Annotated in this window: 10 protein-coding genes and 2 pseudogenes; 1 reads left to right on the forward strand and 11 read right to left on the reverse strand. The window is 34.6% G+C overall.

Going from position 1 to position 13394, the window contains the following annotated elements; genetic code table 11:
• Window positions 1-14: 14 nt before the first annotated feature.
• The 5 genes from JFU20_RS01675 to JFU20_RS01695 all read right to left on the reverse strand — a co-directional run bounded on the left by JFU20_RS01675 (window position 15) and on the right by JFU20_RS01695 (window position 4538).
• Entirely contained in the window at window positions 15-500 is a 486-nt protein-coding gene (locus JFU20_RS01675; RefSeq protein WP_201038290.1) for a hypothetical protein, read from the reverse strand.
• Window positions 501-936: 436 nt separating this feature from the next.
• The gene (locus JFU20_RS01680; RefSeq protein WP_016096929.1) at window positions 937-1224 is read right to left on the reverse strand and encodes a hypothetical protein; all 288 of its coding nucleotides are present in this window, start codon (window positions 1222-1224) and stop codon (window positions 937-939) included.
• A 261-nt stretch (window positions 1225-1485) separates the two neighbouring features.
• Window positions 1486-2454, reverse strand: coding sequence for a sugar phosphate isomerase/epimerase family protein (locus JFU20_RS01685; protein ID WP_078205631.1), 969 nt, complete (start codon window positions 2452-2454; stop codon window positions 1486-1488).
• Window positions 2455-3492: a Gfo/Idh/MocA family protein gene (locus JFU20_RS01690; protein ID WP_434088125.1), complete on the reverse strand. Its 1038-nt coding sequence runs from the start codon at window positions 3490-3492 to the stop codon at window positions 2455-2457.
• 14 nt (window positions 3493-3506) lie between these two features.
• Window positions 3507-4538, reverse strand: a complete 1032-nt coding sequence (locus JFU20_RS01695; RefSeq protein ID WP_151304170.1) for a Gfo/Idh/MocA family protein — start codon at window positions 4536-4538, stop codon at window positions 3507-3509.
• Between the two features lie 177 nt (window positions 4539-4715).
• Between JFU20_RS01695 and JFU20_RS01700 the strand changes: the two genes are divergently transcribed.
• Window positions 4716-5663, forward strand: a complete 948-nt coding sequence (locus JFU20_RS01700; RefSeq protein WP_151304169.1) for a helix-turn-helix domain-containing protein — start codon at window positions 4716-4718, stop codon at window positions 5661-5663.
• 28 nt (window positions 5664-5691) lie between these two features.
• On the opposite strand, the pseudogene JFU20_RS01705 reads toward JFU20_RS01700, so the two are convergent.
• The 6 genes and pseudogenes from JFU20_RS01705 to JFU20_RS01730 form a co-directional block, all read right to left on the reverse strand.
• Window positions 5692-6057, reverse strand: a pseudogene (locus JFU20_RS01705) (RNA-guided endonuclease TnpB family protein); the annotation flags it as partial.
• A 75-nt stretch (window positions 6058-6132) separates the two neighbouring features.
• Complete coding sequence (locus tag JFU20_RS01710) at window positions 6133-7059, reverse strand: hypothetical protein (RefSeq protein ID WP_151304168.1); 927 nt, start codon at window positions 7057-7059, stop codon at window positions 6133-6135.
• Window positions 7060-7068: 9 nt separating this feature from the next.
• Window positions 7069-8052, reverse strand: coding sequence for an RNA-binding protein (locus JFU20_RS01715; protein WP_201038243.1), 984 nt, complete (start codon window positions 8050-8052; stop codon window positions 7069-7071).
• 338 nt (window positions 8053-8390) lie between these two features.
• The gene (locus tag JFU20_RS01720; RefSeq protein WP_242488133.1) at window positions 8391-8528 is read right to left on the reverse strand and encodes a hypothetical protein; all 138 of its coding nucleotides are present in this window, start codon (window positions 8526-8528) and stop codon (window positions 8391-8393) included.
• A 213-nt stretch (window positions 8529-8741) separates the two neighbouring features.
• A pseudogene (locus tag JFU20_RS01725) lies at window positions 8742-11108 on the reverse strand (DNA translocase FtsK); the annotation flags it as partial.
• 111 nt (window positions 11109-11219) lie between these two features.
• Window positions 11220-13043 carry a reverse transcriptase/maturase family protein gene (locus JFU20_RS01730; RefSeq protein ID WP_002166829.1) on the reverse strand — a complete coding sequence of 608 codons (1824 nt, stop codon included), beginning with the start codon at window positions 13041-13043 and terminating at the stop codon, window positions 11220-11222.
• Window positions 13044-13394: the final 351 nt, after the last annotated feature.

Here is a 13394-nt window from a genome sequence, read left to right on the forward strand (position 1 = left end):
AGAAAATTGTACACCTAAGTGTGCAGGAAACGACTTTTAATGGGTTCGGTGATTTCTTTATTTTGAAAGGTTAATATAAGTTCCCCTAGTGATAATGCTAGTTCATCTAATGTAATTGCATGTTCATGTTTCATCATAAATATCTCCTTTTCCAAATAAAAAAAGCACAAATCATGTGCTATTTCTTCACAGTATTTTTTAGTTATAATACCTAAATATCTAGCCTTCTCATTCTTGCTTAGTTTAGTATCTCTTACAGTACAAGGACATGTTGTAAAGCGCTTCTCTTTAGAGATTTCTTGTAAAAATTTAGTAACAGGATAACCATTGTACAGAACCTGAATATGCTCTGAGAGGCCCGTTATTTGAATGAATAACTCATTTAAGTCTGTACAATTGTGATTTATTTCTAATAAATAGTACCCAGCTGCCTCATATGAATTTCGAGCATAAATTACTCTCATAAACTCTTTCGAACTTCCTATCTTGTAAAATTTCATTTTATCTCTCCTCTTAATTAAACAAAAAAATTACAAAATAAGTGCTTTTTCATTTAGCATATTATTAGCCCCGAAGGTCTATTTACATGTGCTTCCTAACTTAAAGACAACACAAAAAGGGCTTCTTCAAGTCGATTAAAATGTGCATAGCAAAATAAGCTATATATACACTAATCGGCTCAAAGAAGCCCTTTCATAATTGAAACAAGAACACAACTTGCTTCTACAACTCAACCACAACACATAAGGTGTGGGAATAAACGGAATCAATTAAACAATAAATATAAATTTATATTAAACTATTTTTATATTATATTCAATTGTTTTTAATGAAATGAAGATAAGAAGGAATTTATTATGCAGATGTTATATGTATTGTATAATAATACCCCTGTTTCCCCTGCTATAAATCCCCTCTTATTTTCATTTCTTGGTGTTACTTCATATACTGCATTTCAAAATATAGTTTTTCTGGCTTTTGATGTTGGTCTAAATAACAAAGTATTTCTTTAATGGTTTCTGCTTCAACTTCAACAGTCTCCATGTAGGACATACTTTCAGTTTCTTGGACCTTTTGAAAAATAGCAGTAGGTAGTTTAACCGCATCGAACACACCCATTTTGCTTCCTAGCTTTTGTTCTGATGTAGCATCGTAGAAAATTTCATTAACAATTACCTTATTATCATCTGGATTGTACATGTACCCTCTTTGTATACGTAGCAATGTATTACTCCTTTCTTACATATTCTATTTCAACAATAATTACATCTGCATATATCATTATTGTTGAAACAGGCATCAAACAATATTATTTCGTAAAATCCATACTTTGTATAGAGGTAGATACAGGATAATTAGTTTTCGTAATTTATTTTTGAATATTTCGTCCTTTTTTAAACGTTTCTTTTAAAAAAAGAGAAGCTAATATTCTTTTACGAATGGCTTCTCTGAAAAAAATGTTACTTATTTCTTTTTTAAACGAAGTTACACCCACCACATCTGTGAAGGGTTTTCTTCAATTAAAATAGATTGAAGATTTTTTGTGGCACGTTTAAATCCCTCTTGAATAGACATGAGTGGATCTTCGTGTTCGATACTTACAACATAATCATATCCATATGTACGAAGTGCACTCATCATTTGCGACCATTCTTCTAAGCTATGACCACAGCCAACAGAACGGAATGTCCAAGCTCTTGTTTTCAGTTCACCGTAGGGCTGCATGTCTGTTAAACCATACATATTTACATTATCTTGATCGATGTAAGTGTCTTTTGCATGAAAGTGATAAATTGCATTTTCTTTCATTAATAACTTAATAGCAGCGACAGGGTCAATTCCTTGCCACCATAAATGACTAGGGTCTAAGTTAGCACCTATCGCATTGCATGTTTCTTCACGTAGTTTTAGTAATGTATATGGCGTATGTACTAAGAAACCACCGTGAAGTTCTAAACCAATTTTTACACCATGTTCTTTTGCAAATTCACCAACTTGTTTCCAATAAGGAATGAGCTTTTCTTCCCATTGCCATTTTAAAATATCATTGTATTCATTTGGCCATGGTGCAACAGGCCAATTCGGGTATTTTGCGCTTTCATGGTCACCTGCTACGCCTGAAAAACAATTCACAACAGGTACGTCTAGTAGTGAAGCTAGTTGAATGGTTTTTAACAATGTTTCATGAGATTCTGTTGCAAAAGCAGCATCTGGGGATAATGGATTTCCGTGACAACTAAAAGCGCTAATGATTAAGTCTCTTTTTTGTACATGTTCTATATATACGCTTCTGGCTTGTTCACTTTCTAATAATACATCTAAGTTACAGTGCGAACCTCCAGGATAACAACCTGTACCAATTTCTACTGCATGCAAACCGGCTGCTTGTACATAATCAAGCATTTCTTCAAATTCCATGTGAGAGAAAAGTGTTGTAAATACTCCTAATTTCATTTATCTTCCCGTCCCTTCTTCATGTGTGTTACTACTTTCGTAAATTGCATCAATAATTTGCGATACTTGCAGCGATTCCTCAGGCTTTACAATTAATTCTTCATCGTATAAGCAAGCTTTTACAAAGTTTTCTGCTTGCAAAATTCCAGGATCGCCGTTATTTGCTATCCAGACTGGTTCACTATTTAATATCATATTATGTTTTATTGTATATAATTCAATTGGAAAAACATTTATTCCACCGTTTACTCCGGAAATACTCACATGTTCTTCATCATTTTTAATATTTGCTGCCCAAGAAGTTTCAAATAACAATGATGCCCCATTTTCAAACTTTATATATGCGGTAACATGATCATCAACTTGAAACGTTTTATAATCATATTCTCCCCACATATTTACTTGATTTGGTTGCTTACTAACGGCATTATAGACACTACCAATGACTTCTGTTTGTTTTGGATTTCCAATTAACCAAAGTGCTAAATCAAGAAGATGACAACCGTAATCTATTAAACTTCCTCCGCCTTGTAATTCTTTATTTGTGAAAACGCCCCAGCCTGGTACTTTTCGGCGACGGAGTGCTTTTACACGAACAACAAGAGGTGTGCCAATCTCACCTATCATCATTTGTTTTGCAACTTGCGACTCTTTCATGTAACGATAATGATAAGCGATAGCAAGTTTTTTACCGTTGTTTTTTGCAGATTCTATCATTTTTTCGCATTCTGCCGCTGCTAAAGCCATCGGTTTTTCGCATAATACATGTTTCCCTGCTTGTAATGCTGCGATAGAAATCTCAGCATGAAACTTATTAGGTGTACAAATACAAACAGCATCAACTTCTTTAAAGACTTCTTCATACGTTTCAAATACATAAGGAATGTTATATGTTTCAGCGATTTGTTTTGCGTGTTCTATGTTTCTATCATGTATAGCCGTAATCGTACAATATTGATGTAACTTTACAAATGCAGGGATATGGCGACCTTGTGCAATTCCTCCGGCCCCTATTATTCCAATGCGTAGTTTCTTCATGTCTTCACCTTTTCTCATAATGGAATTGTAACAATTTGTTTTGTTTCACTGGATTGTATGGCTGCTAAAATGACTTCTAACGATTTCATTCCTTCTACACCATTAATTAACGGCTCTTTATCAGAAAGGATAGACTCTACAAACTGCTCAATTACATGTGAATTACTTTGACCAACTGCAGCATTCGATTGAATTTTATCAAGCTCATATTTTACAACTTCACCATTTTTATATTGAAGAATGAGTGAGTAAGTCGGATCATCTTCTAGTCGAAGAGTGGCCTTTTCACCATAAATAATTGTTGAATTATCTTCTTTGCTAACGTAAGACCAACTTGCTGCAAGTGTTCCGATAATGCCACTTTCGCTTTTCAACATACATACAGCACAATCATCTACATTCGAAAATGTTTTTGCGCTCGTCTCAACAAAGGCACCAACTTCTGTAATTTCTTCATTAAGAATATACCGAATTAAATCCGCTTTATGTACACCTAAATCACCCATTGCACCAAGAAACGCTTCATCTTTTTTAAAGAACCAGCTCTCTTTTCCATCTACACTCCAATTTTCAGGACCACTATGACCAAATGCTGTACGGAAGCTATATATTTTTCCGATTTCTCCATTTTCAATCAATTGTTTTGCCTTTTGGTGAGAAGTAACAAATCGCTGGTTATGACCAATCATTAACTTTTTACCGTTTTTTTCAGCAGCTTCAATCATCATTTCCGCATCTTTTTTTGACGTCGCCATTGGCTTTTCACATAGTACATGGATACCTGATTGTAAAGCAACGATAGAAATTGATGCATGTAAATCATTTGGTGTACATACACTCACTGCATCTAATTCTTCACAATTGATAAGCTCGTTATAGTCAGTGTACATATTTACACCATACTTATTGGCAACTTCTTTTGCGCGCTTTTTATTACTGTCACAAACAGCCACAATCTGTACATATGGGTTTGCTTCATATTCTGGTAAATGACGATACTGCGCGATGCTTCCGCAGCCAATAACACCTACTTTTAAAATATTCACTATCATATCCTCCTTTTGCTTGATTTGAAATTATTATAGAAATTTTTTTACTGAAAAAATATGCTATATATCGTTATGTTTTTATCAAAAGTTGCCTTTTTCTATAAGAAATAAGGCAACTTACTTATCGCATTTTGATAAAGGTGTTATATTGCTAATAAGGAGGTGTAAACGTCTATGTCAGAAGGAATTTGTAATAAGCTTGCTGAAGCAATTGAAGAAAAGGTTATTTATCAAAATCCATTACTATTTTTAAAAGTATGGGACATTGTTATGGAAACCTCTTATAATAATCAAATTGAGAGTGCCCCTTGGCATTATCATGAAGAGATTGAGTTTCTAGCAATTATAGAAGGATATTTAGGTATACAAAATAAAGATAAGTATATTGTTCTTGGCCCTGGAGATGTTTTTATTTTTGGGAAATCTGAGTTGCATCGGTCACATAAACCTTCTGCAGGTTCGTTACACTACGTTGTGTTTCAAGTAAATTTAAAACAACACTTTGACCGAAGCATTATACAATATTTACATTGCTTTTCAGAACAAACAAAATCCTTAAATGAGTTAAACTATATTTTTGAACAAAATGAAGTGGTGAAACATGAGGCTTATGTTCTTATTACAGAAATCTTTACAGAATCAAAAATGAAAATGAACGGATATGAAATCGCAATTAGTGCTGCCATTAAGAAATTACTTTTATTACTAGTAAGAAACGACACACATAACATATTAAATTATAGTGAACAAGACGACTTCGCTCGTTTAAAACCAGTACTTGATTATGTAGAAGATCATTTAGGAGAAAAGATAACTGTAACCAAAGCATGTGCATTAATAAATTTAAGCTATCATTATTTCATCAAATACTTTAAAAGAATTATGGGTATTTCCTTTTTAGATTATGTGAATTATAAGCGCATCAAACAAGCTGAAAGTTTATTAATAACAAGTGACCTTAGTATTACAGATGTCGGATGCGAAGTTGGAATTGCAAACATGTCACAGTTTTATAAGTTGTTTAAAAAAGAAAATAACTGTTTACCGAAAGAGTTTAAGCAGCGAATACAAAGCATTGAACTACCCCCACTTTCACTTCGTTTAGAAGTGGAGGATTCCTAAGTAAAGAGTTCTATCGAACTCTAATTTATTAGGCTATCCCCGCAGTCCTTGCGGTTAGAAGCTGTATTGCTTCATTCTTTAGATTGATACTTGCGTTAATATCCCTATCATGGTGTTTACGACAAGAAGGGCAGTCCCATTTACGTAGGTTTAGGTTTTTAACGTCTTTGTTTTGATATCCACAACAAGAGCATAATTGGCTTGAAGCAAATGTTTTCGATACGACAATGACTTGTTTGCTATACCATTTTGCTTTATATTCCAACATGGTTCAAAACTGTGACCATGATACCTCACTAATTGCTTTTGCTAACTTATGATTCTTTAGCATATTCGATACTTGCAAATCTTCTATACCGATAACATCGTGGTTTTTGATGATTTCAAATGATAAAACACGCAAATCATCTCTATTTGTAAAAGTAAACAAGCCACCCTTTAAAAGAAAGCAATAGCTTGTAAGGATGGCTTAGTTTGTTGCGAATAGCTTTGTATTTAATTGTTTAATCTCCCCTTCTGCAAGAGGCTGATAAAAAGCATGTTGTAATCCTTGAGAATGTAAGGTTTCTCCTATACATAGCAATACTTTACCAGGAATTAAATCAAGTAGTAGATCATTATTAATTTGCTTTGCCTGTTTTTCAGTAGAAACATAAACAACTAAGATTGTAGGATTATTCCCTAAGTCTTGCATAATAACATCTTTCCCTGACTCTACAAAAGTCTTCCATCTAGCGATAATCCGCTTTAATCGATCCTTTGTATCTGATAATAAGGTGGAGTATACAACAAAATTAAATTTACGATCTTCTCCACCGCTTACTACAAAACTTAAAGGAGGGGTAAAAACCCCTTTACTTATAGATGGATGCATAATATGCCCCACAAAGGACGGATCATAGCGTAGATGGCAGAGTAAGTCTATATCATGCCAATAACGTAGGTGAACGTATTTGCCGTGATTATCAAGGCGCTCCGGAGCAAAGTAAAACATATTTCCTTGCCAGTACTTTAAGAGCTTAAACCCATTATCGGATAACGTATAAGCCTCCTCAAGAATTTCCATATCAAAATTCTCTACTTGCCATTTTTCAATGAGACGATAGTAAAGTAGTCCTTGAAGTGCATCATTAATTCTCTTACGCGAAAACTTATCTTTGAATAGATATAATAAATGATTAAAACGAACAGATGTATGAATACCGATGAAAGTTAGTATTGCATGCTGTTCTTCTGTTAAACGCTGCTTAAACGTAACTAATTCGTCATAGGAATGGAATACATAGGTTTTATCCAGACTATGTATCCGATATACCTGAAGTCCCTGTGCGTCCTCATTTGATAAATGTGGGACGGAAGGGAGATATGGAGACATTTGATTCTCTATTGTACGCATAGTCATTCATTAAAATTGAAAGATTGCAGAACTAGATTTTTTACTTTGGCCTTGAGGATAATTTAAAATACGTACAGTTCCTCTGCGATTTTTTGGATCAATATTAAGCAGCTCACATGTAACGATTGTTTGGTTAATTGCATCTTCTGGAGTTGGATTAGCAAGATTACGGCTCTTTAATCCTTTAAATTGAATACCAGGTGCAACTTCTACGAAAATACTAGCAATGGCATCTACACCTACAATTTTACCTACAAAACGATCACGTCGTTTCTTAAGCTCTAATAGCTTTTCCATTGGATCTGTTTCTAGTTTCTTTTTATTTCCTCTAAATTCATAGCGGCCGTTCTTTTCTACTACTTTATCGATAATGAGCTCTACAACATCACCAATAATAATATCCTCCGGACGTACAAATGAATGTGACCAATGTGAGTACCTTACCCCTATAGTTACACCATGGACTTCAACCAGAACGGTTTGTGCAGTTGGAATATGACCTGAAACTGTTCCTGTGTATACTTTATTCCCACCTTGTGAGGTTACTTCATCATATAATCTTTTTTGTAATGCGAGCTCTCCTGCTGTGATTGATACAACGTCAAAGTTCCCTTCCTCTGTCTTTTGGAAATGCTCAATGATAACAGGTTTTGTTCTACCAACTAGCCATTGAGGATTCTTAGGAATTGTTATCCCTGCCTCTGTAATTGGGCAGTATGCAGTTGTATGGGTACCAATTTGCATCGTAAGTACGGGTATGCGTTCTGATTTACCATTTTTAGTTGGGAACAACTTTTCAGAGACTACTGTAATTAAGCCTTTACCTATAATACGTTCACGTTTCATACGAGCTAACTCTTCTAATTCATGCTCACGTACTCGCTCAAATTGATTAAAGTTTGTTTCTACTTGTGTGTCTCCTACTGTGATTTCTTGTCCAAAAGCCATCCCTAGTTCTTCTGCAACGTGTGTTGTTTCTTTCTCTACTGTCATCCTATTTTTCCTCCTAGAACGTAAAAAAGGACACACCTGTACCGTTGGAATGGTACGTAAGGTGTGTCCTTCACGTAAGTTATGTTTTATTTATATAATTATTAATTTCAATATAATGGTATTCAGAAATTTATGCAAGTGTTATTTGGTTCAACTTCAAATGTTTTCTGGCAAATCTCTTGTAGCTTTGAATTAAAGTTTGATTAAATAATGTACCCAAAATCTTATTTTACAGTAAAAAATTTGATTAAAATAACTTCTATTACATATAGTGTTTTTATAAAATTATCTACATTTACTACATAAAATTTCGTTTGCTCTCTTAGCTAATACTTTATCTAATTGTCCAACAGGCATATTTTTTCTTCAGGTAATACTAAAGAAACTGCAAATCGTTCACCATGTTCGATTGTTTTATCACATTGTGAACACACTAAATTTACATCTTTAAAATGATTTTTTAATTTATCTAACATATCATTTATTCCTCCTATTTGATTGTGAAATATAAATATCATTATATTCATTATAACAAGATAAAAAAGATGGAGTGAAATTCCAATTCACACCATCTTTAGCAACAACTCTTTTATTAATCGGCAATAAAGCTTTTTTAATAACATCGTGATTTTATTACAAGTCAACATCTCTCATTAATTTCAAAGTATTGTTCTAATTGAAAGGCTATATTAATCAAATATATCGTTTAATTCCTTACTCATCACGTTAGATGTATTTTTCTTAGGTTGTTCATTTCTATATGACAGTGGCTGTGCACCACTATACTTATTTTTCTGTTGAGCCTTGAGGCGTTCTTGACGTTCTTTATAGGTCATACGGCTATACTCTTGTTGCTCTTCAGTGTTTTTTGTGTTTTCTACCATGTTTTTTTCTAAGTTTTTATGAACAGTAGCACTAATTGATTCGTAAACTTTTGCAACTTCGTCATCTAGTTTGTTTTCTTCTGTAAAATCTACTGCTTCTATAACTGGAATGAGCTTTTCACCAATATCTGTTTCTGATTCTTCCGCTATTTGCAGTGTATTTATTTCTTCTTGTAACTCCTCTTGGAATGGTTCGGTTTTAATTGAAAGCGCCGTCTCAATTGAAGCATCTGTGTTCCACTCTTGTTCCATTATAGAAATGGATAAACCTTTGTTAAGTTCGGCCACATCCATATCTATTTCATAGGAATCTACTATATCCTCTGGCTTTAGCTCAATTACTTCCTTGATTATTTCTTCAACTACCTCTTCATGTATTTCAGGTGTTACACATTCCAACTTTTGTTGCGTGTCTATGTCATTTAAGACTCCATGACGTTGTAAGGCATCTAGTAAGCGTGAGGCACGTGTAGAACCAATATTAAATTTATCCTGCAATGCCGATAGGGAAGCCGCCCTGGATTGCTTCACAAAAATTACAACATCATCATATAAGATATCTTTAAAAAAGCTTGTCTCTTCAAGCGCGGCCTCCTTGTCTTCGCTTGGAATGGCTACTTCTTGAGGAATACTTTTATCGGAATTTGTTTCGTACAAGACGGTAGAATTTATATCAGACGCCTCTGGCGATAGTGGACTACTATTGTCTTTTGAAATTAGAACTTTACGAGGTTCTTTTCCTGTATAGGAGCTGACAACTAGATTTTGTTCTAACTTCTCAATTAATCGCGCTGTCTTCATATAGCCAATCCTAAATTTTCTTTGCAGCAGGGATGGCGAGACTTGCTGTGATTCAATTACGAAGCTTTTAATCTCTTCATATAGAGAAGTGTCCTCTTCATCTTTCTCGTTGTGGCTTGTCTGTTGTTCATTAGCAATGGATGTATTTGATACAACTATATCTTCGACTTCTTTTGTTTCAGGTTCAGATTTATTCTCCTTATAATTATCCAATGAGACAATTTGCTGTTGTCCCTCGTCTGTTCCTATAGAATTGTTCTGCTCCATCGTATCAATCTGTATAGGTGGTAATGGTTCTTTTGTTTTCATATTCTCCGCATCTACGTGCTTCATTGGATTTGCTTTAGTAATAGATTCCTTAATTAGAATGAGACGCTCATTTCCCCAATATTGCCCTAGTTTTTCGTCAACTTGAATAATTGCTTTAGCAAACTCTTCTTTGGGTACAAAATTACTTGTGATTTGTTGTACAGGCTGCACATGATTATCTTGTACGATACGAGCAGCACAAATAAATGCACCTTGTGCCATAATATCCCCTGGCGACATAACCACTTCTTTTGTTTTTTGATAGGTTGATCCTAAACGACTAACGGGATTCTCTTGCATAGGAGAAATGCCTTGTTCAGATTTAGATTCTTTAAATTCCTCTTTTTCGCCAAACATGTCAGAGAAAATCTTTGCATCATATGGCGTAACATCTCCAAATATCATTTTGTTACGGAATGAGCCCAGCAAGGTAAACATGTACTGCTCTGTGAAATCGAGAGCTAATTGAGATAGTGTTTGGCTTGCAATTGTCAGGATTACTTTATATTTACGAGATTGTGCAGGGAATTCTTTAAACGGGCGGACAACGTAATCTGGGAATTCATCGACAATTATATGGTGGTATGGTGAAACGTTTGGTTCTCTACGGAATACAGCATTCTGCATACTAAGTAAGACGAATTTTCCTAATACATTAGAAAGGTCTGCCAATTCCCCTTTTGCCGTATTTACTAATAAAATTCCACCTTGTTCTAAATGTACATCAAAATCGAAATCGGATTTACCAAATAAAACTCGTCGTATTAGTACGTTCGAAGCAAGGTCTTTTAAAATATTACGTAATCCTTTTACATATTCTTCTTCTCTATCATAATGCATGGGGTGCCCGCGGTATTTCCCTTTTTTATAAACCGCAGGTTCGCCTTGAGAATCTGTTTTTTCTCGAATTGTATTATCAAACCACTCATCTATCCCTTTTATAATTTTATATTCGTTGTTCTGGTCCCGCGAAGCAGTGCCAGTTTGAACAAAATCGTATAACCTTTCCACCTGTACTTTTAACAGTTTATGCATACGATGGACACGTTCTACATCATCGTAGGGTAAGCGCCCAACGCCTTTTCACATTACTGTGATAGGTTTTCAAACGCTCCCCTCCGAACCGTACGTACATGTTTCCATGTATACGGCTCTCCACTTATCCTCTGAATTTCAATCTAACCTTCCAGCGTGCAGGTCAACATGACACTTTTTACACAATGCTAGTGTCTTGCGGTTGCGAGCTATCATGATTCTTTCCCAAAGTTGTTTTCCTTTTAGTTCTTTGAGTTTTTTAACATGATGCATTTCGATAGCGGTGTTTTCAGTTTGACACCACTCACATTTACTAGCCTGAAGGCGTCTGATTAGACTATTGCGTCCTGCATATATCATAGTATTTGGAACGATATCTATTTCTTTATTAGTAGTTGGATTTTCATAAACCCTTTTCAAAGGTTCATTATAGAAATATCTATGCTTCTGACCAGTTTTAGTCGTGTAAGAAATTCTAAAATTGCCTTCATGATTAAACTTTTTTATTATTTTGCTGACTGATAGTTTGTATTTGTTTGCAAAAGTTTTTACCATGCTGAATTTCATAATGTAGCGAAACTTCTGTAGGCTGTGTACATTTTTTGCTAGTTTATAATAATTATATAAACCTCTAATTTCACTATTGTATATACTTAGAATTTCTAAATTGTCGGAGTTTATTAATTCGGCCCTATGAATAGACTTCCAACTACTATCTTTTTCGATTTTAAGAACTTTGAGCTCCTTAAGTTTTCCAATCCATTTTTCCTTAGGCATGTAAATTTCGCACTTGTTTGATGCATACCTTTTGGCTATTCTACTGTTTGAGCCTTTGTATACAGCCTGAAGGTTACTTATAGTTACATCGTATCCAAGGAATCTCGCTTTCATTTTGCCGTGTGTAATGAGTGTTTTCTCTGATGATAGTTCAAGATTTAGTTTATTCTTTAGAAAAGCCGTAAGGTCTTTCTTTACTTCTTCTGCATCCTGTTTTGAACCAATTATCCCTATTAGGAAATCATCGGCATATCGTACATATTGAATTCTCTTAAAGCTAGAATCCATTAATTCTACTGAACTCATTGTACGTATATCTTTTTGAAGCCTTTTCACTTCACTTGTAATCTCAGTTAATTCATTGTGTGGAACCAGTACTTTTCTATCTGCGAATTTCTTTTTTAAATACCAAAGTCGCTTATATTTTTGGGTATATACTATGTTGTTTTGTCGGCGTGTGCCTTTATCAAATAGTGTTTTATACTCTTCGATATACTTATCAAGTTCATTTAGATAAATATTTGATAGAATTGGGCTGATTATTCCTCCCTGTGGAGTGCCACTATAAGTATTATTGAATTTCCAATCCTCTAAATAACCCGCTCTAAGAAATTTCCAGATTAAATTAATGAATTTTTCATCTTTAATTTTTCTTTTTAGCAGTTTAATCAAAATGTGATGGTCAATATTGTCAAAGAAGCCTTTGATATCACCTTCTACCCACCACTTAACTCCTTTGAAGATTTTAGTTGCTTGTGTTAGTGCTGTATGACAACTGCGATTACGTCTAAATCCATGAGAATTGTTAGAAAAGGTCGGTTCGAAAACAGCTTCTAGGATGTTTCTTACGATTTCTTGAACTAATTTATCATCTATAGAGGGTATCCCTAAAGGCCTCTTTCCCCTATTTTGCCCCTTACTGATATATACTCTGCGAGATGGAGCTGGTTGATAACTTTGGTTTTTAATTCTTTCAATAATTTTATCGATACGTTCCAAACTCATACCATCAATGGTATGCCCATCTGTTCCTCTAGTCATGTTCCCTTCTTTTGCATATATTTTTTGATATGCTGCAAAGTAGAACTCCTGGTTATATAGATTTCGATACAGACGTTCAAATTTATAAGCTGGGTTAATTGTTTTTTTATTCAGATTGTCTAATACTGCATTTGGATTTCTCATTGTGTCTCACACACCTTCCAATTTTGTTTTAGACCGGATAAGTTGCCCTCCTTCGCCATGTACTAGGCTTTCCCTAGCTCGGACTACTATGAAGGCTCCGTTGCCTTATTGGGTATTCAGAAGTCACACACCTTGTTAGTAACTTGGTGTCATTCTTCATAGCCAAATTCGCATGTATGCCGGTGGCATCCCAACTTAGGCAATCCCCATTTAGATAGATAAAGAATAGCTTTCATAATGTCGGATGTGACGTTCGACCTTTTTCCACTTACTGTGGCTGGGAGGGAGAGACTCACTGATAGCTTATATGTACGACCTAAACTATCCTCTTTATAACCTTGTTCCCTAGTA

The organism is Bacillus sp. TH30 (assembly GCF_016650875.1).
Lineage (GTDB): Bacteria > Bacillota > Bacilli > Bacillales > Bacillaceae_G > Bacillus_A > Bacillus_A mycoides.